This is a genomic window from Streptomyces sp. NRRL B-24484, assembly GCF_000717715.1.
In the GTDB taxonomy this organism is placed as follows: domain Bacteria; phylum Actinomycetota; class Actinomycetes; order Streptomycetales; family Streptomycetaceae; genus Kitasatospora.
Window position 1 is genome coordinate 149,884 of record NZ_JOAI01000010.1, and the last position, 19,905, is coordinate 169,788.

Consider the following 19,905-nt stretch of genomic DNA (forward strand, 5'->3'; position numbering starts at 1 on the left):
GCCGCAGACCCATTCGAGGAAGGTCCAGATATGAGCATCGCGGCTCACATCGCGGCCGAGGAGAAGATGAACCCTCTCCTCCCCGCGTGGCCCGAGATCATCATCGGCCTGCTCTGCTTCTTCATCGTCTTCGGCTTCCTCGGCAAGAAGCTCCTCCCCAGCATCGAGAAGGTGCTGTCGGAGCGCCGGGATGCCATCGAGGGCGGCATGGAGCGCGCGCAGGTTGCGCAGGCCGAGGCCCAGGCCCTGCTGGAGCAGTACCGTGCCGAGCTCGCCGAGGCGCGTCACGAGGCCGCCCGGATCACCGAGCACGCCCGTGAGCAGGGCGCTGCCCTGGTCGCCGAGATGCGCGAGGAGGGCCAGCGCCAGCGCGAGTCCATCGTCGCCGCCGGCCACGCCCAGATCGAGGCCGACAAGAAGCAGGCGACTGCCGCCCTGCGCCAGGACGTGGGCTCGCTGGCCTCCCAGCTGGCCTCCCGCATCGTGGGTGAGTCCCTCGAGGACCACGCCCGGCAGAGCGGTGTGATCGACCGGTTCCTCGACGAGCTCGAGGCCAAGGCCGCCGCCTCGGCGGGTGCCAAGTGATCGGCGCCAGCCGCGAGGCCCTGGCCGCCGGCCGGGAGAACCTCGAGAGCCTGACCGACAACACCTCGGTGGACGCGGCCAGGCTCGCCGAGGAGCTCACCGCCGTCACGGCCCTGCTGGACCGCGAGGTCTCGCTGCGCCGCGTGCTGACCGACCCCTCGCGGTCGGGCCAGGACAAGGCCCAGTTCGTCGGCACGCTGCTGTCGGGCCAGGTCTCCGGCGAGACCGTCGACCTGGTCTCCGGTCTCGTCCGGTCCCGCTGGTCCGGTGCGCGTGACCTGGTCGACGCGGTGGAGGAGCTCTCGGCGTACGCCGAGGTCGTCGCCGCCGACAAGGCCGGCGCCCTGGACGACGTCGAGGACGAGCTGTTCCGGTTCGGCCGGGTCGTCGCCGGCTCGCACGATCTGCGCGCCGCGCTCACCGAGCCGAAGGCCGGTGCCGCCGCCAAGGCGGCCCTGGTCAAGAAGCTGCTCGGCGGCCGCGCCAACGCGGGCACCGTCCGCCTGGTCGTCTCCCTGGTCACCGCACCGCGTGGTCGTAGCCTGGAACAGGGCCTCGAGTCCTACTCCAAGCTCGCTGCCGCCCGTCGTGGCCGCGTGGTGGCCCTGGTCACCAGCGCCGTGCCGCTGTCGGATCGGCAGAAGGAGCGGCTCGCCGCGGCCCTCGCCGGCCTGTACGGCAAGCAGGTCCACCTGAACATCGACGTCGACCCCGCGGTCGCCGGCGGCGTGAAGGTGCAGATCGGCGACGAGGTCATCGACGGCACGGTGGCGAGCCGCCTCGAAGGCGCTCGCCAGGGCCTCGAAGGCTGACGGAACACAGAGCATCATCCGACCCTCGGTCGGGCGTCGGTTCACACCGAGTGGACCGGCAAAACGTACGGCCGGTTCACCCCGACCCGGCCGAGAGTCGAGCACTTGCGGCCCTCAATGGCGGGCCGAGGATCGCAAACTAGGAGAGCAGGGAAGCCTGATGGCGGAGCTTACGATCCGTCCGGAGGAGATCCGGGACGCGCTGGCCGACTTTGTCCAGTCGTACCAGCCGGACGCCGCCTCGCGTGAAGAGGTCGGCACGGTCACCGAGGCGATGGACGGTATCGCCAAGGTCGAGGGTCTCCCCTCGGTCATGGCCAACGAGCTGCTGAAGTTCGAGGACGGCACCCTCGGCCTCGCGCTGAACCTCGACACCCGCGAGATCGGTGTCGTCGTCCTCGGTGAGTTCTCGGGCATCGAGGAGGGCCAGACGGTGCAGCGCACCGGCGAGGTCCTCTCCGTCCCGGTCGGCGAGGGCTACCTCGGCCGCGTCGTGGACCCGCTGGGCAACCCGATCGACGGCCTGGGCGAGATCGCCTCCACCGGCCGCCGCGCCCTGGAGCTGCAGGCCCCCGGCGTCATGGTCCGCAAGTCGGTCCACGAGCCGATGCAGACCGGCATCAAGGCCATCGACGCGATGACCCCGATCGGCCGCGGCCAGCGCCAGCTGATCATCGGCGACCGCCAGACCGGCAAGACCGCGGTCGCGATCGACACGATCATCAACCAGCGCGACAACTGGCGCTCCGGCGACCCGAAGAAGCAGGTCCGCTGCATCTACGTCGCCGTCGGCCAGAAGGGCTCCACCATCGCGTCCGTCCGCGGCGCCCTGGAGGAGGCCGGCGCGCTGGAGTACACCACGATCGTGGCCGCTCCCGCCTCCGACCCGGCCGGCTTCAAGTACCTCGCCCCGTACACCGGCTCCGCCATCGGCCAGGAGTGGATGTACGACGGCAAGCACGTCCTGATCATCTTCGACGACCTGTCGAAGCAGGCCGAGGCCTACCGCTCCGTTTCCCTGCTGCTGCGCCGCCCGCCGGGCCGCGAGGCCTACCCGGGTGACGTCTTCTACCTGCACTCCCGCCTGCTGGAGCGCTGCGCGAAGCTCTCCGACGAGCTGGGTGCCGGCTCGATGACCGGTCTGCCGATCATCGAGACCAAGGCCAACGACGTCTCGGCGTACATTCCGACCAACGTCATCTCCATCACCGACGGCCAGTGCTTCCTGGAGTCCGACCTGTTCAACGCCGGCATCCGCCCGGCCGTGAACGTCGGCATCTCGGTCTCCCGCGTCGGTGGCTCCGCCCAGATCAAGGCCATGAAGTCGGTCGCCGGCCGTCTGCGCCTGGACCTGGCCCAGTACCGCGAGCTGGAGGCGTTCGCCGCCTTCGGTTCCGACCTGGACCCGGCCTCCAAGGCCCAGCTGGAGCGCGGTGCGCGCATGGTCGAGCTGCTGAAGCAGGGCCAGTACCAGCCGTTCCCGGTCGAGGAGCAGGTCGTCTCCATCTGGGCCGGCACCACCGGCAAGCTGGACGACGTCCCGGTCGCCGAGATCCGCCGCTTCGAGCGCGAGTTCCTGGACCACCTGCGCCTGGAGCACAAGGGCATCCTCGCCGGCATCGTCGAGACCCAGAAGCTCGAGGACGGCACCATCGACGCGCTGACCAGCGCGATCGAGGGCTTCAAGCAGGGTTTCACCACGGCTGACGGCAAGCTCCTGTCCGAGCAGGCCTGAGTCCGGTAACGAGGGAAAGGACGTAACGACCCAATGGGAGCACAGCTTCGGGTCTACAAGCGCCGGATCCGCTCTGTCACCGCGACGAAGAAGATCACCAAGGCGATGGAGATGATCTCCGCGTCGCGCATCGTCAAGGCGCAGCGCGCGGTGGCCGCCTCCACTCCGTACGCCGATGAGCTCACCCGGGCGGTGACGGCGGTGGCCACCCGGTCCAACGCCAAGCACCCGCTCACCACCGAGAACCCGCAGGCCACCAAGGCTGCCGTCCTGCTGATCACGGCGGACCGCGGCCTGGCCGGCGGCTACTCGACCAACGCCATCAAGCAGGCGATCGCGCTCAGCGCGAGGCTCCGCGACGAGGGCAAGGACGTGGTGACCTACATCGTCGGTCGCAAGGGCGTCTCGTACTACAACTTCCGCAACCTCCAGGTCGCGGGATCGTGGACGGGCTTCTCCGACAAGCCGACCTACGGCGACGCCAAGACCGTGGCGGGCGACCTCATCGAGGCGTTCACCGCGGAGACCGGCGGCGTGGACGAGATCCACCTGGTCTCGACGAAGTTCGAGTCGATGCTGACGCAGACGGCGGTCGACGCCCGGCTGCTGCCGCTGAAGCTGGACGAGGTCGAGCTCAGCGACGAGTCCAAGGCCAAGAACGAGATCTTCCCGCTGTACGACTTCGAGCCGTCGGCGGAGGGCGTCCTCGACGCGCTGCTGCCGCGGTACGTCGAGAGCCGGATCTACAACGCGCTGCTGCAGTCGGCCGCCTCCGAGCACGCCGCCCGTCGGCGCGCGATGAAGAGCGCGACCGACAACGCGGGAGAGCTCATCAAGTCGCTCACGCGGCTTGCCAACTCGGCCCGACAGGCCGAGATCACCCAGGAAATCAGCGAGATCGTCGGTGGCGCCAACGCCCTCGCCGACGCTAGCCGCGGGAGCGAATGAGTATGACCACCACTGTTGAGCCGACGGGCGCCGGACTGGCCACGGGCCGCGTCGCCCGGGTCATCGGCCCGGTCGTCGACGTGGAGTTCCCCGTCGACGCGATTCCGGACATGTTCAACGCCCTGCACGTCGAGGTGGACAACCCCGACGGCACGGGCAAGAAGACCCTGACCCTCGAGGTCGCCCAGCACCTCGGCGACGGCCTGGTCCGCGGCATCTCGATGCAGCCGACCGACGGTCTCGTCCGCGGCGCCCAGGTGTCCGACACCGGTGCGGCGATCTCCGTCCCCGTCGGCCAGATCACCAAGGGCAAGGTGTTCAACGCCCTCGGTGAGGTGCTGAACGTCGACAAGGCGGAGTTCGAGGCCCAGGTCGAGGTCAAGTGGCCGATCCACCGCAAGGCCCCGAACTTCTCCGACCTCGAGTCGAAGACCGAGATGTTCGAGACCGGCATCAAGGTCATCGACCTGCTCACCCCGTACGTCACGGGTGGCAAGATCGGTCTGTTCGGTGGTGCCGGTGTCGGCAAGACCGTTCTGATCCAGGAGATGATCTACCGCGTCGCCGAGAACTTCGGTGGTGTGTCGGTGTTCGCCGGTGTCGGCGAGCGCACCCGTGAGGGCAACGACCTGATCCACGAGATGGTGGACTCGGGCGTTCTGGACAAGACCGCGCTGGTCTTCGGCCAGATGGACGAGCCGCCGGGCACCCGCCTGCGCGTCGCGCTGTCCGCCCTGACCATGGCGGAGTACTTCCGCGACGTCGAGAAGCAGGACGTGCTCCTCTTCATCGACAACATCTTCCGGTTCACCCAGGCCGGTTCCGAGGTGTCGACCCTGCTCGGCCGCATGCCCTCCGCGGTGGGCTACCAGCCGAACCTGGCCGACGAGATGGGCCTCCTGCAGGAGCGCATCACCTCGACCCGCGGTCACTCGATCACCTCGATGCAGGCGATCTACGTCCCCGCGGACGACCTGACCGACCCGGCGCCGGCGACCACCTTCGCCCACCTGGACGCGACCACCGTTCTGTCGCGCCCGATCTCGGAGAAGGGCATCTACCCGGCGGTCGACCCGCTGGACTCGACGTCCCGCATCCTGGACCCGCGCTACATCGCGCAGGACCACTACGACACGGCCATCCGCGTCAAGGGCATCCTGCAGAAGTACAAGGACCTCCAGGACATCATCGCGATCCTCGGCATCGACGAGCTGAGCGAGGAGGACAAGATCACCGTCCACCGCGCCCGCCGCATCGAGCGCTTCCTCTCGCAGAACACCTACGTGGCGAAGCAGTTCACCGGCGTCGACGGCTCGACCGTGCCGCTGTCGGAGACCATCGAGGCCTTCAACGCGATCGCGGACGGCAAGTACGACTCCGTCCCGGAGCAGGCCTTCTTCATGTGCGGTGGCATCGAGGACCTCGAGAAGAACGCTGCCGAGCTGGCGAAGAAGTAATCAGGCCGACGTGATGGCCGAGTGACTGTGAGGGGTGGTCCCCGTCTCCCGGGGGCCACCCCTCACGGCACACAGCGGCTGTGATCCCGGTCATCTCCGTGTCCCTGGTTTCATGACAGGGGTGCGGGCCCGTTATTCTTACCGAAACCATCGAGTAATCGACGGTTTCAAGAGCCTAGGAGCCCACGTTGGCTGAGCTGCACGTCGAGCTGGTCGCAGCCGACCGCAAGGTGTGGTCCGGTGCGGCCACCATCGTCGTCGCCCGTACGGCCTCCGGTGACACCGGCATCATGCCCGGTCACACCCCGGTGCTGAGCGTGCTGGAGAGCGGTCCGGTCACCATCCGCACCACCGACGGCGGGACCGTCCTCGCCGCGGTGCACGGCGGTTTCATCTCCTTCGCCGACAACAAGCTCTCCATCCTCGCCGAGGTGGCCGAGCTGGCGGACGAGATCGACATCGCCCGTGCCCAGCGCGCGCTGGAGGGCGCACAGGCGGAGCTTGACGCTCACGCCGAGCGTCGCGCCGAGGTCCGCCTGGTGGCGGCGCGCGGTCTCAAGGCCCACGCCTGAGCATCCGACCCTGACAGCGGGGTCGACCGACGGTCCCGGGGACGCGGAAGCGTGACCCCGGGACTGTCGTATCAGTTGGTAGGACAGGGCGGCCGGTGACACGGCCGTCACGGGGAACGCAGGAGCGAGGAGGTCGGTGAGCATGGTCCTCGCCCTTGTGGTGTGCGCGGCGATCGTCGCCTTCGCCGTGATCGGACTGATGGTGTTCGCGGTACGACGCCGCGTGATCCAGCGAGTAGGCGGCACGTTCGACTGCAGTCTCCGGCTCAAAATGCCTGCCGACGCCTCGACGCAGCCCGACCTCGACGAGAACGGCCAACCCACCTCGGCCCCGGTCCACACGACCGACGGCAAGGGGTGGGTTTTCGGTATCGGGCGGTACAGCGGCGACTCGATCGAGTGGTTCCGGGTCTTCTCGTACGCCCCGCGGCCGCGGCGCGTCCTGCCGCGCACCGAGATCGAGGTCCTCGGCCGGCGCTATCCGGAGGGCCAGGAGGAGATGGCGCTGCTCTCCGGCTCGGTGGTGCTGCGCTGCCTGCACGACGGCGCCCCGCTGGAGCTCGCCATGAGCGAGGACGCCCTCACCGGCTTCCTGGCCTGGCTGGAGGCGGCCCCGCCCGGGCAGCGGGTCAACGTCGCGTAGCGACGGCCCTCTCAAGGGGTGGGCCAATGTTGTCCGGTCCTTCGCCCGGCCCGTGTGGGCTGGTTAACACCGCCTAACACAGGCTCCGCGTCGGCGCTAGGCTGCGGCCATGGTGAACCTGACGCGCATCTACACCCGCACCGGCGACGACGGCACGACCGCCCTCGGCGACATGAGCCGCACGACCAAGACCGACCCGCGGCTGATCGCGTACGCCGACACCAACGAGGCCAACGCCGCGATCGGTGTGGCCCTGGCGGTCGGCGGGTTGCCGGCCGACGTGTCCGCGGTGCTGACGCGGATCCAGAACGACCTCTTCGACGTCGGCGCCGACCTCGCCACCCCGGTCGTGGAGAACCCCGAGTACCCGCCGCTGCGGGTCGAGCAGGGGTACATCGACCGGCTGGAGGGCGACTGCGACCACTACCTGGGCGCACTGGAGAAGCTCCGCAGCTTCATCCTGCCCGGCGGCACCGCGGGTGCGGCCCACCTGCACCTGGCCTGCACCGTGGTGCGGCGGGCCGAGCGGTCGACCTGGACGGCGATCGAGGTGCACGGCGACACCGTCAACCCGCTCACCGCGAAGTACCTCAACCGGCTGTCGGACCTGCTCTTCATCCTGGCCCGCACGGCCAACAAGGAGATCGGCGACGTGCTCTGGGTGCCGGGTGAGAACCGGTAGGGCGCGGCGTCGCCCGCTTCACGGCCGGCGGTCCGCGGCCGTTCCGGGCTCGTGCTTGGGGAAGACGGTGTAGCTGGCGGCGATCACCAGGTTGATGCCGACCACCAGTGCCATCCGCGGGTACCAGGAGTCCAGGCCCGCCGTGCGGGCCGCGTCGCCGACCAACCACTGGACGGCGGCGATCAGGACGACCGTCAGGGCCGAGGCCACCAGGGTGCGGAGGAACATCCGCCACTCGTGGGCGGCCCGCGCCGGGCCGTACTTCGGCGGCCCGGCCGGACGCGGTGCGCCGGAGAGCCGGTGGGCGGCATGGCCGTCGGCCCACCGCACCAGGTAGTGGCCGTAGGCGACCGAGAAGCCGACGTAGCTCGCGGCCAGCCCGTGCGTCCAGTCGGCGACCGCGCCGCCCCGCAGGTCCGCGACGGTGGCCGCGAGGATCAGCAGGTCCACCACCGGCAGCAGCGCCAGCAGGACGGCGCCCGTGCGGCGCAGCCGCAACCCGTACCGGACCGCGAGCGCCACGGCCAGCACCACCCAGAAGCCGATCTCGCCGGCGACGATCAGGGGAACCATGCCGTCCAGCCTGTCGCGCACGCGGCGCCCGCGCGTCGTCGCGGCGGGTGATCCCCGGTGAGACCTTCGATGTACGGCAGGTTCCTCCCGCAGGTCGGCACGGGTGCCCGCGGCGGATGGTGGGATGGTGCCGTGACCCTCTCCCCGCGCCGGCACGACGCGCTCATCGCCCTGGCCGGCCTGCTCGGCGGCCTGGTGCTGATCGCGTTCGGCGCCTACGACCACAGCGCCACCGTGCCGCGCTGGGCGGCGGCGCTGCCGCTGCTCGCGATGGCCGTCCTGGAGCTGTTCCGGCGCACCCGGCCGATCTGGACGGCCTCGCTCGGCGGCCTGGTCCTCGCGGCGGGCCTCGCCACCGGCTCGTTGCTCGCCACCCTGGTGATGTACACCGACCTGCTGTACGCGGCGGTGCTGTACGGCCCGCCGCGGATGGCGAAGGTGCTGCACCTGACCGGCGGGGCCACCACGCTGGTGCTGTCCGGGCTCACCGCGCTGTACGCCGAGGTGCCGGACGCCCTGCTGGTGGCCGGCTTCTGCGGGCTGGTCTTCATCGCCCCGGTCTGGACGGCCGAGCTGGTCCGCCGGCACCAGGACCGCGCCGAGGCTGAGCGGCTGCGCGCCGAGCAGACCGCGCTGCTCGCAGAGCTGGACCGCCGGGCCGCGGTCTCGGCCGAGCGCGCCCGGATGGCCCGCGAGCTGCACGACGTCGTGGCCAACCACCTGTCGGCGATCGCCATCCACGCCACGGGCGCGCAGTCCGCCGCCCGCCGGCAGGACCGCCCGGCGGACGACCCGGTGGTCGCCGCGCTGGCCGTGATCCGGGAGAACGGCGTCCAGGGGCTGGCCGAGATGCGCCGCATGATCGGCCTGCTGCGGCGGGACGCCCCGGCGGGGCCGCCGGCGGTCGGCGGGAGCGGCGCGGAGTCGTATGCCGCACCGCGGCTCGCCGCCCTGGACGCGCTGCTGGACCGGGCCCGGGCGGCCGGGCAGGACGCGGGCCTCGCCTTCGAGGCGGCGGCGTCGGGGGAGCCGGGCGAGCTGCCGGTGCCGCTGGAGCTCGCCGCGTACCGGATCGTCCAGGAGTCGCTGACCAACGCGGTCAAGCACGCTGCCCCGGGCACCGTCCGGCTGCGGGTGGACTACCGGGCCGCGGACGTGGTGATCGCCGTCGACAGTCCGTACCGTGAGGACGCCGCCGGCCGGGCGCTGCTCGGCGCCGGGGCGGGGCTGGTCGGGATGGGGGAGCGCGCCGAGCTGCTGGGCGGCGACTTCGAGGCGGGGCCGCGGGGCGGCCGCTGGCGGGTGCGGGCGGTGCTGCCGCGCGAGACGAAGGGGGCCGACGGATGACCGTCAGGGTGCTGGTCGCGGAGGACCAGGCGGCGGTGCGGGCCGCACTGGTGATGATCCTGCGCGCGGAGCCGGACATCGAGGTGGTCGGCGAGGCCGCGGACGGCGAGGCGGCCGTCCGGCTGGCGGTGGAGCTGCGGCCCGACGTGGTGCTGATGGACATTCAGATGCCGCGGCTGGACGGCGTGGAGGCCACCCGTCGGGTCGTCGCCGCGGACGCCGCCCAGGTGCTGGTGCTGACCACCTTCGACCTCGACGACTACGTCTACGGCGCGCTGCGGGCGGGCGCGGCCGGCTTCCTGCTCAAGGACGTCGACGCCGACGGCCTCGTCGAGGGCATCCGGACGGTCGCCCGCGGCGACGGCATGCTGGCGCCCTCGGTGACCCGGCGGCTGCTCTCGGCCTTCGCGCGGCCCGGCCGCCAGGACACCGCGCAGGCCCGGGCCGCCGTCGCCGAGCTGACCGGCCGCGAGCGCGAGGTGCTGGCCTGCCTGGGCGCCGGGCTGTCCAACGCCCAGATCGCCGAACTCCTCGGCACGGCCGAGGGCACCACCAAGACGCACGTCAGCCGGATCCTCGCCAAGCTCGCCCTGCGCAGCCGGGTGCAGGCCGCCGTGCTGGCCCAGGAGCTGGGCATCATGCCGCCGGAGCGGCCCCGGCCGGGCCCCGGCCCCGGGGGCGGCGCCGAGGCTCCGTGACGGTCCGTCAGCGCCGGTCGAGCGCCTGCCGGGCTTTTGCGGAGTCGTCCGGCCACACCATGAGCCGCGGGCCCGCGCTCGTCTCCACCAGGGTGTGCCGCACCCCCTCGGCGGTGAGCAGCGCCGACATCCGCAGGGCCTCGTCCGGATCGGCCGGCGCGGCGACGCTGACCAGCAGCCCGTACTCGTCCGGGTTGCCGGCGTGCGGCCGGCGGGCCACCAGGGAGCGCCCGTGTCCGTACGTCCAGCGGAGCAGCAGCACCAGCACGCCGGTCAACCCCAGGCCGATCAGGAGGGCCAGCAGCGGGGGCACCGCGGTCATCGCGCCAAACCCTTCAGCCGTCGGGTACAGATCACACTCCACATTCTCACCGTTCGGCGCCCGAGGGCATTAGAGTCACGGCCCGTGAGCGGCGCGGCTCCGGGGGAGGGACCCCGCCCTGACCGCGCCACGCCCGGCGTCCACCGGCCACTGCCGGCGACGGGCGCCCACCAGCATCCGGGAGACCCTGCCATGAGCAACGCACCCGCCCAGCGGATCGCCGTCATCGGCGCCGGCCTGATGGGCGCAGGCATCGCCCAGGTCTCGGCGCAGGCCGGGCACCCGGTGGTGCTGCGGGACGTCACCGAGGCCGCGCTGCAGCGGGGCCTCGACGGCATTCGGGCCTCGTACGAGAAGTTCGTGGGCAAAGGCCGGATGACGGCCGAGGAGGCGGAGGCGGCGCTCGGCCGGATCACCACCACCACGGACCTCGATGCGGCGGGCGATGCGGACATCGTCGTCGAGGCGGTCTTCGAGCGGCTGGACGTCAAGGAGGGCGTGTTCCGCGAACTCGACAAGATCGCCAAGGACGGTGCCGTCCTCGCCACCAACACCTCGGCCATCCCGATCACCCGGATCGCCGCCGCCACCGCCCGCCCGGAGAGCGTCGTCGGCGTCCACTTCTTCTCGCCGGTGCCGCTGATGCGGCTGGTCGAGCTCGTCCGCGGCTACAAGACCGGTGACGCGACGCTGGCCGCCGCGCGCGCCTACGCCGAGGGCGTCGGCAAGGAGGTCGTGGTGGTCAACCGCGACGTCGCCGGGTTCATCACCACCCGCCTGATCACCGCCCTGGTCGTCGAGGCCGCCCGGCTGTACGAGTCCGGAGTGGCCAGCGCGGAGGACATCGACACGGCCTGCCGGCTCGGCTTCGGCCACCCGATGGGCCCACTGCAGACGGCCGACCTGACCGGCGTCGACATCCTGGTGAACGCGGCGCGGAACATCTACGCCGAGACCCAGGACGAGAAGTTCGCGGCCCCGGAGGTGATGGCCCGCATGGTCACCGCGGGCGATCTCGGCCGGAAGAGCGGCCGCGGCTTCTACCCCTACGAGGACTGAGGACGCCGGCCGGGCCGCGCGGCGGGGCCGTCGGCGCCGCCCGTGTGACCCGGCCCTCACAACGGCGCACCCGCGCGGGTGAGTTTGCTCACGATGCTGCCGCAGACGGGTGATTTGGGCGGTAATCGAGCGTAGGTCTGGGGAGTTCCTGCGTATATTCCCTCGGACGGGTGAAGTTGCCTCGGACTCCGCCGAAGGGGAGAAACCTGCGGAGTTGGTTGACCGTCAGACTCAGACGAGGGGGAGACCGGCGCGGCCCCCGGTGCGCGGCGTCACGACGCCCGACCGGCCCGGGCCCCGGAACACCCGAACGGCGAGCGGAGGAGGAGAGCGTGCGCATCACCGGCGACCACAGCGGCCTGGCCATCGAGGGCCGGCTCGACGTGCGCAGCGCCGCCGACGCCCGGGCCGTCCTGCACGCCGCCGTCGACGGCGGCCAGGGCGACCTCGTGCTGGACCTCGGCCGGCTGGAGTTCTGGGACGCCACCGGCCTCGGCGTCATCATGGGCACCCACCGGCGGGCCGGCCGGATCGGCCGCCGCCTCGTCCTGCGGCACGTCCCCGCCCAGCTGCAGCGCCTGCTCGTCGCCACCCGGCTGCACCGCATCCTCGCCGTGGAGGGCACCGTCCCCGACGCCTACGGCACCTCGCTGCCCGCCCTCGGCAGCCTCCCCGGCGCACCGCTGATCCTGCCGACCGCCTGATCCCGCGGCCCGGCCCCGACCGCCCCGGCGCCCCCTGCACCACCACCCGAAACGTTACTTCGGGGTACCGGTCTGTGCTGCGCGCGGCGAGTGTGGAAAAGTCTGCGCTCACAAGCACGGTCGCGCGGGCCTGGAGCAGGTGCGCGGCCGGTTCGACGCCGCCGGCACCAGCCCGGCGGCCGACCATGGGGCGGAGCACGAACGTGGGACAGCCGACCGGTGACTTCGGGCAGGAAGGCGTTCGCCCCCGCACCGGAGAGGTCGTCTCCGGGGACCTGCTGCTGGCGATCGGCGGCCCGGACGGCTCCGAGGCACGCCCCTGCCCCGACGGCTGGCGTCCCGAGCCGCGCCGCGTCCGCGACCGCCGCCAGGACCGGCCCGAACTCGGCCCCAGCCCCGCCGTCGGCCCGCTGGCGATGGGCAGCGCCGCCGCGGACCTGCCGCTGCTCGACCGCGAGGGCGACATCGCCCGGCTCGTCGCGGCCGTCTCCGAGGGCCGCTCCGTCCGCCTCGTCGGCCAGGCCGGCTCGGGCCGCAGCACCCTGCTCGCCGCCGTCGCCGACGGCGCGGCCGGCATCGCCCCGGACGGTGTCGTCCGGCTCAGCGGCCACCGCCGCACCGGCGCCGACCTGCTGCAGGACCTGTTCGCCGCGACCCACCACGCCCCCGGCTACCGGCCCGACCGCCGCGACCTGGCGTCCCTGCTCTCCCAGGTCGGCGCCGTCGTCGTGATCGACGACCTGGACGTCGACGACGAGGAGCTCGCCGAACTCCTCGACGCCGCCCCGGACTGCGCCTTCCTCGTCGCCGCGCCGCCCGGCAGCCCCCTGCTGGCGCCCGGCCTGCGGATGGAGGACCACCCCGTCGCGGGCCTCTCCAAGTCCGCCTGCCTGACGCTGGCCGGCCGCCTGGCGGGCCGTCAGCTCGACGAGACCGAGCGGGCCTGGGCGGTCGACCTGTGGTTCGAGTCCGAGGGCCTGCCGCTGCGCTTCGTCCAGGCCGCCGCCCTGCTCCGCCAGCGCGACCTCTCGGTGGACACCCTGGTCGCCGCGCAGGAGGACCGCAACAACGTCTTCGGCATGGTCAAGGAGATCGCCGAACCGGACGACCCGGCAGTCCTGGAAGGCGAGTTGCGGCGCACCGTCCCGCTGCCGACGGTCGCGGAGAGCGCCGCGCCGGCCGTCCGGCTGGCCGAGGGGCTCAGCGAGTCCGCGCAGGACGTCCTGCGCCTGGCGCTGGCCTTCGGCGGCGAGTGCCCGACCGCCCCGCACCTGCCGGCGCTGATCGACGTCGGGCTCGGCGAGAGCGCCCTGCGCGAACTCGTCGACGCCGGCCTCGCGGTGTCCGTCGGCGGCCACCACCGGCTCACCACCGGCGTCCAGGAACTCCTCGCCGGACGCTTCGAACCCGGCACGGTCGCCTACGGCGCCGCCGAGCACTTCTCCTGGTGGGTGGGCCACGCCTCGGTCACCACCGAGCAGATCTCCGCCGAGGCGGAGGTCCTCGTCGGCGCGCTGCTCGCCGACCGGGCCGCCGACCGCCCGGAGGCCGTGCTGCGGCTCGCCCGTGCGGCCGCCCCGGCCCTGGCGCTGTCCCTGCGCTGGGGTGCCTGGGAGCGCGTCCTCAAGCTCGGGCTGGAGGCCGCCCGGGTGCTGCGGGCCACCGCCGAGGAGGCCTGGTTCCACCACGAGCTCGGGGTGCTCGCGCTGTGCCTGCACTCGGACCAGCGGGCGCTCGCCGAACTGGAGTCCGCGGTCGCGCTGCGGGCCGCGTTCGGCGACCCGAACTCCGGGGCCGCCGGGCGGCGGATGCTGGACCTGCTGAAGTCGGAGACCCGGCAGCTGCCTTCCGGTGAGGAACTGCCCGGCGTCGGCCGACGACCCGTCATCAGGGCCATCGCCAAGGCCCCTTGGCGGCTCGCCACGGCCAAGAAGGGGTCGGACGCCAAGCGGGCCGCGATCGCCGCCGCAGCGGCCGTGATGGCGCTGGGCGTGCTGGGCGCCGCGATCGGGCTCAACACCGGCGGCGACGAATCCGCCGGCACCAACCGCACCTCGCCGGGCACTTCGGTGGACGACAGCTCCACCGGGGACGACCTGCCCGCCGCCGTCTCCGGCTCCCCGACGCCCTCGCCGAGCGACAGCCCGTCCGAGAGCCCCTCGGCATCGGCCTCGACCTCGGCCTCCGAGTCGGCCTCCGCCTCCGCGAGCGCCACCGGCACCCGGAAGCCGACCGCGACGAAGACCACCGCACCCGCCCCGGGACAGACCAGCAGGACGCCCAGCACCGGCACCAGCACCTCGGCCTCGCCGTCGGCGAGCAGCGCGTCGCCGACCGTGACCCCCACGACGAGCCCGACGCCCACCGACACCGGTTCGGCATCGGCGGGCTAGCGCCGGGCCGTCGGCGGGGCCGGGCGGCCTAGAACAGCTTCAGCTTGTCGTCGTCGATGCCGCGCAGCTCGTCGTAGTCCAGCACCACGCAGCCGATGCCGCGGTCGGTGGCGAGGACGCGGGCCTGCGGCTTGATCTCCTGGGCGGCGAAGACGCCCTTCACCGGGGCCAGCAGCGGGTCCCGGTTGAGGAGTTCGAGGTAGCGGGTGAGCTGCTCGACGCCGTCGATCTCACCGCGGCGCTTGATCTCCACGGCGACCGTGGCGCCGTCGGCGTCGCGACAGAGGATGTCCACCGGGCCGATCGCGGTCGGGTACTCGCGGCGGATCAGCGACCAGCCGGAGCCGAGGACCTCCATGCGGTCCGCGAGCAGTTCCTGCAGGTGCGCCTCGACGCCGTCCTTCACCAGACCCGGGTCGACGCCCAGGTCGTGCGAGGAGTCGTGGAGCACCTCCTCCAACGTGATGATCAGCTTTTCGCCGGCCTTGTTGACCACCGTCCAGGTGCCGTCCGCCTCCTTGAGCGTGCAGGGCGGCGACATCCAGTTGAGCGGCTTGTAGGCGCGGTCGTCGGCGTGGATGCTGACGCTCCCGTCGGCCTTCACCAGGATGAGGCGGGTGGCGGACGGGAGGTGGGCGGAGAGCCGTCCGGCATAGTCGACGGAGCAGCGGGCAATTACGAGACGCACGGTCGACCACGCTAGCCCACCGGGGCCAGTTGATGCGATTCCGCGACGACGGGGTGAAGAATTCGCGCGTCCGGCGAACCATGGTGTCCGCACGGTCACACGCCGTGCACGCGGCCTCCGTCCGGCGCCGCCCGGCCGGGGCCGACCCACGGGGATGGAGACTCGCGATGAACGCTGCGACACGATCCGGCCAATCTGGCCGCTGCGGCACCGATTCCGGTGGTATTCGACGCATTAGCTCGTCGCACTGAGCAATCGCCTGTCACCCTGGTGTGAGCGTCCGTCGTCCTGCGCGACCGCACGCTGTCGCGCCGGCGCACGCCCGCGCGACAGGGGTGCGCCCGGATGCCACCCGCCCACCGTCACCACCGCTCCCGCGGCGCCCGCGCCGGGCTCCCCGGGCGCGGACCGACCCCCGTCACCCCGACCGGCCGTCAGGTCGGCGGGGAATCGGGCCGGTTCGCGCGTACGGGCCCGGCCGGACCGCACCACTGTGTACGACCGCACCAACCGCAAGACCACCCCGGCGGGCCGCGCCCGGGTGGACCGCGAGAGGAGAACCCAATGTCGCTCGACGTCTCACCGGCCCTGCTCGAGAAGGCCGAGAGAGGCGAGGTCGACGAGAGGGAGTTCGTCGACTGCGTCCGTACATCCCTCCCGTACGCCTGGGAGCTGATCAGCTCGCTGGTCGCCCAGACGAAGGTCGACGGCACCGACTTCGCCGACAACCACGTCCCGCCGCCCAGCGAGCAGGCCCGCGGCCAGCTGCTGCGCGCGATGGCCAGCGACGCGATCCGGGGCGCCCTCCAGCGGCACTTCGGCGTGCGGTTGGCGTTCCAGAACTGCCACCGGGTGGCGGTCTTCGCCCCGTCCGAGTCGAACGAGGAGCGCTACGCGCGCTTCACGTCCGTCCGGGCCCAGCTGCTCAACCAGTCGCCCGAGCTGCGCGACTGCTGACACCGGCCGACGGGGCCGGCCGGGACCACTCCGGCCGGCCCCGTCGGCCGTCCCGGCACCCGCGGCCGTCAGCCGAGCTCGGGGAGGACCTCCGAGCCCAGCCGCTCGATGTTGTGCAGGGTCGCCGCACGGTCGCCGGAGCCCTCGGCGAGCAGCGCGAAACGGCGGATCCCGGTGCGCTCGGCGGTCGCCAGCAGCCGGTCCGCGCACTGCCGCGGCGTCCCCACGGCGTGCAGGTCGCACAGCAGTTCCGTGTACGCGCGCGGGTCGCGCATCCGGCGCTCCCGCCCGTCGACCGTGCGGTGCGCGCCGAGCCCGTACTCGAACCAGCCCGGCATCGTCTGCAGCAGGTCGGCCCGGGCCACCGCCGTCCGGTCGGCCACCTGCACCACGCCCGCCGCGACGTGCTCCCGCTCGACCCGGGCGAGCTGCTCCTCGCCGCGCCCGCAGGCCCGCCAGGCCTCCCGGTAGGCGGCGAGCATCTGCTGCTTGTCCTCGTCGCCCGAGTGCATGCCGAGCAGCATCGGCAGACCCCGCTCGGCGGCCGTGCGCACCCCGGTGGGGGAGGTGCAGGCCATCACCACCGGCGGCCCCGACTGCGGCCGCCCGCCCGCCTCCTGGCGCTGCCGGGGGAAGTTCCGCAGCGGGTCCGCCTCCGCCTCGGGACCGCCGAGGCCGAGCCAGTCCGCGAGCCCGGACGGGCGGAGCGGCTCGGAGGCCCGCGGGACCACCGCCACCTCCGGGAAGGAGAACTGCGGCCCGTCCGCGCCGACCCGGGTGCCGTGCAGCCAGCGCAGCAGCAGGTCCAGCCGCTCCGGGAAGCCCGACTCGTAGGCGTCCACGCCGGTGCCGAAGACGTCGAGGTCGATCCACGGGCCGCCGCGGCCCACGCCGAGCGTGAACCGGCCGCCGGAGACCAGGTGCAGCAGCGCCGCCCGCTCGCCGAGCGCCACCGGGTGCGCCGTCGACAGCACGCTGACCGCCGTGCCGACGCCGATCCTGCGCGTCCGGCCGAGCAGCAGCCCGGCCAGGGTCGCGGCGTCCGGGCAGACGCCGTACGGCACGAAGTGGTGCTCCGCCAGCCAGACCGCGTCCAGGCCGGCCCGTTCCGCGGCGACGGCCGCGTCCACCGTGCGGGCCAGCACCTCGCCGTGGCCCTGCCCGGGGAACTGCGCGGAGAGCAGGAACGCCCCGACGGCGATCCGGTCGGTGGCCGCGGGGCGGGGCAGCAGCGCCGTCGCCGGGGCCGTCCCACCCCCCGCGCCGGGCTGCTGGTCGGTGTCGGGCCGCTGGCTGGTCTTGGTCATCGGGTGCCTCCTCGGGGGTGCGCAGGGACTGCGAACCCCGCTGTCTCACCTCGTGAGTAGCCGATGTCATGTGCCAAAGGCACGCCGTTTCACCAATTTCCCAGGAGAACGGGTGGATCTCACCCAAAACACCGGAGATCGCACGGATGTCGTGATAGTGGCACAGAGGGTGGTGCGGTGGCCCGTACCCTGGAGGTGTCCCCCGTGCCCGGCCCGAGAGGTGGTTCGGCGTGTCGCCGCGTCGCAATCGTGAGAAGAACTCCGCCCCCCGCGAGGACGCCCCGGCGGCCCCGTTCGGCGGCTCACTGCGCCGCGTCGAGAGCTACGGCGGCGAGGACTGGGTGGTGCAGACGGTCGCCGGCTCCCCGGGCCGCCACTACCGCTGCCCGGGCTGCGACCAGGAGATCCCGCCCGGCGTCGGCCACGTCGTCGCCTGGCCGGACCACGGACCCGGGGTGGAGGACCGCCGGCACTGGCACCGCGCCTGCTGGGGCGCCAGGGAACGCCGCGGCGCAGGCCTCCAGCGCGGCCGGGGCGCACCGCGGTACTAGGAGCCGCCCGCAGGGCGCTCGACGGTCGTTCAGGGCGCCCTGCGGGGTTGCCGATCAGGCGTCGCGGGTGCGGAGCACCAGGATGCCGCCGGCGAGGGCCGCGAGGGTCCAGGTGAGGCAGATGAGGAAGCCGGCGCCGGGGCCGAACGGCTGGTTGTGCTCCTGGTAGACCAGCAGCATCCGCTGGCCCGCGTAGTCGGGGAAGTAGTGCGCGACCGTCTTCACCTTCGGCACCGCGCCGAGGATCGGCGACAGCAGGAAGAAGAACGGCACCAGCACGCCCAGCGCCAGCGTCTGGTTGTGCAGCATCGCGGTGACCCCGGCCGAGAAGAGGCAGATCATCGTCAGGTAGCCGGCCGCGCCGAACACCGCGCGCAGCACGTGCGGCTCGGTGATCGTCGTGCTGTGCCCGCCGAGCAGCGCCTGGCCGGTGAAGAAGGTGACGAAGACCGTGGCCAGCGACACCGCGAAGGCCGCCAGCGCGATCACCACCGCCTTGCCGACCAGCAGGGTGGCGCGCTGCGGCACGGCCGCCAGCGACACCCGGATCATGCCGCTGCTGTACTCGTTGCCGACCGCCAGCACCCCGAAGACCACCATGGCGATCTCGCCCAGGATGATCCCCGCGAAGGCGGTGCCGGTCGCGTCGAACGGCGCGTTCTTGGGTGCGAAGTCCGCGAAGTTGTTGTTGGCCAGCGTGCAGATGAGGGCGCCGAGGCCGAGCGTGACGACGAAGGCCAGCCCGAGCGTCCACACCGTGGAGCGGACGGTGCGCACCTTCGTCCACTCGGACTGCAGGATCGCGGGGAACGCGGCCATCTCAGTTCTCCTTCTGCTTGCCGCGGGCCTGCCAGCCGGAGCCCCAGCTCGGTGCGGGCGGCGCGGACGGCGCGGACGGCGCGGCGGGGGAGCCGTCCACCACGGCCCCGGCCGGACCGGCCGGGCGCGGGGAGCCGGCCTGGTACTCGACCGAATCCGAGGTCATCTGCATGAAGGCCTCCTCCAGGGAGGCCTGTTGCGGACTCAGCTCGTGCAGGGTGATCCGGTGGTCCGCGGCGAGCTCGCCGAGGGAGGCCAGGTCGCCGTCCGGGACCTCGTAGGAGCCGTCCGGCCCCGGGGCGGCGTGCAGACCGGCCCGGTGCAGGGCGTCCAGCAGCAGTTCGGGCTGCGGGGTCCGGACCCGCACCGCGGACCGGGAGTTCTGCTTGATGAAGTCGGCCATCGGCAGGTCGGCGAGCAGTCGGCCGCGGCCGATCACCACCAGGTGGTCGGCGGTCAGCGCCATCTCGCTCATCAGGTGCGAGGAGACGAACACCGTCCGGCCCTCCGAGGCCAGGCCCTTCATCAGGGTGCGGATCCAGACGATGCCCTCCGGGTCGAGCCCGTTCACCGGCTCGTCGAACATCAGGATCTCCGGGTCGCCGAGCAGCGCGGAGGCGATGCCCAGGCGCTGGCTCATGCCGAGCGAGAACCCGCGGGCCCGCTTGCGGGCCACCGCGCTCAGGCCGACCAGCTCCAGCACCTCGTCGACCCGGCGGGCGGGGATCCGGTTGCTCTGCGCCATCCACAGCAGGTGGTCGCGGGCGGTGCGGCCCGGGTGGACGGCCTTCGCCTCCAGCAGCGCCCCGATGTAGCTGAGCGGCTCCGCGAGCTGCCCGTACCGGCGGCCGTCCAGGGTGACCCGGCCCGCGGTGGGACGGTCGAGGTCGAGGATCATCCGCATCGTGGTGGACTTCCCGGCACCGTTCGGGCCCAGGAAGCCGGTCACCACGCCGCGCGGGACCGCGAAGCTCAGTCCGTCCACGGCCAGCGTGTCGCCGTAGCGTTTCGTCAGCTCGTGCAGCTCGATCATGTCCGCTCCCTCAGTCCTCG

General features: G+C 72.6%; 21 protein-coding genes. 15 read left to right on the top strand and 6 right to left on the bottom strand.

Translation table 11 applies throughout. The annotated features are described in order from the left end of the window. Nucleotides 1-30: 30 nt before the first annotated feature. The 8 genes from IE98_RS0111870 (at nucleotide 31) to IE98_RS0111905 (ending at nucleotide 7,434) form a co-directional block, all read left to right on the top strand. Entirely contained in the window at nucleotides 31-585 is a 555-nt protein-coding gene (locus IE98_RS0111870; RefSeq protein ID WP_030268025.1) for a F0F1 ATP synthase subunit B, read from the top strand. After that, nucleotides 582-1,397: a F0F1 ATP synthase subunit delta gene (locus IE98_RS0111875; RefSeq protein ID WP_030268026.1), complete on the top strand. Its 816-nt coding sequence runs from the start codon at nucleotides 582-584 to the stop codon at nucleotides 1,395-1,397. Before IE98_RS0111870 ends, IE98_RS0111875 begins: the two co-directional genes overlap by 4 nt. Nucleotides 1,398-1,557: 160 nt before the next feature. Then, on the top strand, nucleotides 1,558-3,132 hold the full coding sequence (atpA, locus tag IE98_RS0111880) for a F0F1 ATP synthase subunit alpha (protein ID WP_030268027.1): 1,575 nt from the start codon (nucleotides 1,558-1,560) through the stop codon (nucleotides 3,130-3,132). Between the two features lie 33 nt (nucleotides 3,133-3,165). Further along, nucleotides 3,166-4,080, top strand: coding sequence for a F0F1 ATP synthase subunit gamma (locus IE98_RS0111885; protein WP_030268028.1), 915 nt, complete (start codon nucleotides 3,166-3,168; stop codon nucleotides 4,078-4,080). A 2-nt stretch (nucleotides 4,081-4,082) separates the two neighbouring features. Continuing rightward, nucleotides 4,083-5,537 (top strand): F0F1 ATP synthase subunit beta, encoded by a 1,455-nt coding sequence (gene atpD, locus IE98_RS0111890; protein ID WP_030268029.1) that lies wholly within the window; start codon nucleotides 4,083-4,085, stop codon nucleotides 5,535-5,537. A gap of 188 nt (nucleotides 5,538-5,725) precedes the next feature. Then, on the top strand, nucleotides 5,726-6,109 hold the full coding sequence (locus IE98_RS0111895) for a F0F1 ATP synthase subunit epsilon (protein ID WP_030268030.1): 384 nt from the start codon (nucleotides 5,726-5,728) through the stop codon (nucleotides 6,107-6,109). 142 nt (nucleotides 6,110-6,251) lie between these two features. Then, nucleotides 6,252-6,752 (top strand): DUF2550 domain-containing protein, encoded by a 501-nt coding sequence (locus tag IE98_RS0111900; RefSeq protein WP_030268031.1) that lies wholly within the window; start codon nucleotides 6,252-6,254, stop codon nucleotides 6,750-6,752. Nucleotides 6,753-6,861: 109 nt separating this feature from the next. Beyond that, complete coding sequence (locus IE98_RS0111905; RefSeq protein ID WP_030268032.1) at nucleotides 6,862-7,434, top strand: cob(I)yrinic acid a,c-diamide adenosyltransferase; 573 nt, start codon at nucleotides 6,862-6,864, stop codon at nucleotides 7,432-7,434. Nucleotides 7,435-7,452: 18 nt separating this feature from the next. Here the strand turns inward: IE98_RS0111905 and IE98_RS0111910 are convergent, their stop codons facing one another. Then, entirely contained in the window at nucleotides 7,453-8,007 is a 555-nt protein-coding gene (locus IE98_RS0111910) for a hypothetical protein (protein ID WP_030268033.1), read from the bottom strand. A 132-nt stretch (nucleotides 8,008-8,139) separates the two neighbouring features. On the opposite strand from IE98_RS0111910, the gene IE98_RS0111915 reads away from it, so the two are divergent. Both IE98_RS0111915 and IE98_RS0111920 read left to right on the top strand, forming a co-directional pair. Continuing rightward, nucleotides 8,140-9,354 carry a sensor histidine kinase gene (locus tag IE98_RS0111915; protein WP_043173999.1) on the top strand — a complete coding sequence of 405 codons (1,215 nt, stop codon included), beginning with the start codon at nucleotides 8,140-8,142 and terminating at the stop codon, nucleotides 9,352-9,354. Further along, nucleotides 9,351-10,052, top strand: coding sequence for a response regulator (locus IE98_RS0111920; RefSeq protein WP_043173970.1), 702 nt, complete (start codon nucleotides 9,351-9,353; stop codon nucleotides 10,050-10,052). Before IE98_RS0111915 ends, IE98_RS0111920 begins: the two co-directional genes overlap by 4 nt. Nucleotides 10,053-10,059: 7 nt before the next feature. Here IE98_RS0111920 and IE98_RS0111925 read toward each other — a convergent pair whose 3' ends face one another. Continuing rightward, nucleotides 10,060-10,374 (bottom strand): hypothetical protein, encoded by a 315-nt coding sequence (locus tag IE98_RS0111925; RefSeq protein WP_030268036.1) that lies wholly within the window; start codon nucleotides 10,372-10,374, stop codon nucleotides 10,060-10,062. 192 nt (nucleotides 10,375-10,566) lie between these two features. On the opposite strand from IE98_RS0111925, the gene IE98_RS0111930 reads away from it, so the two are divergent. The 3 genes from IE98_RS0111930 to IE98_RS0111940 all read left to right on the top strand — a co-directional run bounded on the left by IE98_RS0111930 (nucleotide 10,567) and on the right by IE98_RS0111940 (nucleotide 14,530). Further along, a complete protein-coding gene (locus IE98_RS0111930) occupies nucleotides 10,567-11,433 on the top strand; it encodes a 3-hydroxyacyl-CoA dehydrogenase family protein (RefSeq protein ID WP_030268037.1) in 867 nt (288 codons plus the stop codon). A gap of 332 nt (nucleotides 11,434-11,765) precedes the next feature. Next, complete coding sequence (locus IE98_RS0111935; RefSeq protein WP_030268038.1) at nucleotides 11,766-12,137, top strand: STAS domain-containing protein; 372 nt, start codon at nucleotides 11,766-11,768, stop codon at nucleotides 12,135-12,137. Nucleotides 12,138-12,340: 203 nt separating this feature from the next. Then, nucleotides 12,341-14,530, top strand: coding sequence for a hypothetical protein (locus tag IE98_RS0111940; protein WP_052390423.1), 2,190 nt, complete (start codon nucleotides 12,341-12,343; stop codon nucleotides 14,528-14,530). Between the two features lie 28 nt (nucleotides 14,531-14,558). Here the strand turns inward: IE98_RS0111940 and nucS are convergent, their stop codons facing one another. Further along, nucleotides 14,559-15,218 (bottom strand): endonuclease NucS, encoded by a 660-nt coding sequence (gene nucS / locus IE98_RS0111945; RefSeq protein ID WP_030268040.1) that lies wholly within the window; start codon nucleotides 15,216-15,218, stop codon nucleotides 14,559-14,561. A 564-nt stretch (nucleotides 15,219-15,782) separates the two neighbouring features. Here nucS and IE98_RS0111950 point away from each other — a divergent pair. Next, nucleotides 15,783-16,175, top strand: coding sequence for an SCO5389 family protein (locus tag IE98_RS0111950; RefSeq protein ID WP_030268041.1), 393 nt, complete (start codon nucleotides 15,783-15,785; stop codon nucleotides 16,173-16,175). A gap of 68 nt (nucleotides 16,176-16,243) precedes the next feature. On the opposite strand, the gene IE98_RS0111955 is transcribed toward IE98_RS0111950, so the two are convergent. Beyond that, the gene (locus tag IE98_RS0111955) at nucleotides 16,244-17,377 is read right to left on the bottom strand and encodes an LLM class flavin-dependent oxidoreductase (protein ID WP_030268042.1); all 1,134 of its coding nucleotides are present in this window, start codon (nucleotides 17,375-17,377) and stop codon (nucleotides 16,244-16,246) included. A 335-nt stretch (nucleotides 17,378-17,712) separates the two neighbouring features. Between IE98_RS0111955 and IE98_RS0111960 the strand changes: the two genes are divergently transcribed. Continuing rightward, the gene (locus IE98_RS0111960; protein WP_030268043.1) at nucleotides 17,713-18,033 is read left to right on the top strand and encodes a hypothetical protein; all 321 of its coding nucleotides are present in this window, start codon (nucleotides 17,713-17,715) and stop codon (nucleotides 18,031-18,033) included. A gap of 54 nt (nucleotides 18,034-18,087) precedes the next feature. Here the strand turns inward: IE98_RS0111960 and IE98_RS0111965 are convergent, their stop codons facing one another. After that, the gene (locus tag IE98_RS0111965; protein WP_030268044.1) at nucleotides 18,088-18,852 is read right to left on the bottom strand and encodes an ABC transporter permease; all 765 of its coding nucleotides are present in this window, start codon (nucleotides 18,850-18,852) and stop codon (nucleotides 18,088-18,090) included. 1 nt (nucleotide 18,853) lies between these two features. Then, nucleotides 18,854-19,885: an ABC transporter ATP-binding protein gene (locus IE98_RS0111970; RefSeq protein ID WP_030268045.1), complete on the bottom strand. Its 1,032-nt coding sequence runs from the start codon at nucleotides 19,883-19,885 to the stop codon at nucleotides 18,854-18,856. Nucleotides 19,886-19,905 lie beyond the last annotated feature (20 nt).

What these genes read in the sequence shown, in the direction of transcription:
- IE98_RS0111870 (WP_030268025.1), top strand. Translation starts at nt 31, where the DNA reads ATGAGCATCGCGGCTCACATCGCGGCCGAGGAGAAGATGAACCCTCTC.
- atpA (WP_030268027.1), top strand. Translation starts at nt 1,558, where the DNA reads ATGGCGGAGCTTACGATCCGTCCGGAGGAGATCCGGGACGCGCTGGCC.
- IE98_RS0111885 (WP_030268028.1), top strand. Translation starts at nt 3,166, where the DNA reads ATGGGAGCACAGCTTCGGGTCTACAAGCGCCGGATCCGCTCTGTCACC.
- atpD (WP_030268029.1), top strand. Translation starts at nt 4,083, where the DNA reads ATGACCACCACTGTTGAGCCGACGGGCGCCGGACTGGCCACGGGCCGC.
- IE98_RS0111900 (WP_030268031.1), top strand. Translation starts at nt 6,252, where the DNA reads ATGGTCCTCGCCCTTGTGGTGTGCGCGGCGATCGTCGCCTTCGCCGTG.
- IE98_RS0111905 (WP_030268032.1), top strand. Translation starts at nt 6,862, where the DNA reads ATGGTGAACCTGACGCGCATCTACACCCGCACCGGCGACGACGGCACG.
- IE98_RS0111910 (WP_030268033.1), bottom strand. Translation starts at nt 8,007, where the DNA reads ATGGTTCCCCTGATCGTCGCCGGCGAGATCGGCTTCTGGGTGGTGCTG.
- IE98_RS0111920 (WP_043173970.1), top strand. Translation starts at nt 9,351, where the DNA reads ATGACCGTCAGGGTGCTGGTCGCGGAGGACCAGGCGGCGGTGCGGGCC.
- IE98_RS0111925 (WP_030268036.1), bottom strand. Translation starts at nt 10,374, where the DNA reads ATGACCGCGGTGCCCCCGCTGCTGGCCCTCCTGATCGGCCTGGGGTTG.
- IE98_RS0111930 (WP_030268037.1), top strand. Translation starts at nt 10,567, where the DNA reads ATGAGCAACGCACCCGCCCAGCGGATCGCCGTCATCGGCGCCGGCCTG.
- IE98_RS0111950 (WP_030268041.1), top strand. Translation starts at nt 15,783, where the DNA reads ATGTCGCTCGACGTCTCACCGGCCCTGCTCGAGAAGGCCGAGAGAGGC.
- IE98_RS0111965 (WP_030268044.1), bottom strand. Translation starts at nt 18,852, where the DNA reads ATGGCCGCGTTCCCCGCGATCCTGCAGTCCGAGTGGACGAAGGTGCGC.
- IE98_RS0111970 (WP_030268045.1), bottom strand. Translation starts at nt 19,885, where the DNA reads ATGATCGAGCTGCACGAGCTGACGAAACGCTACGGCGACACGCTGGCC.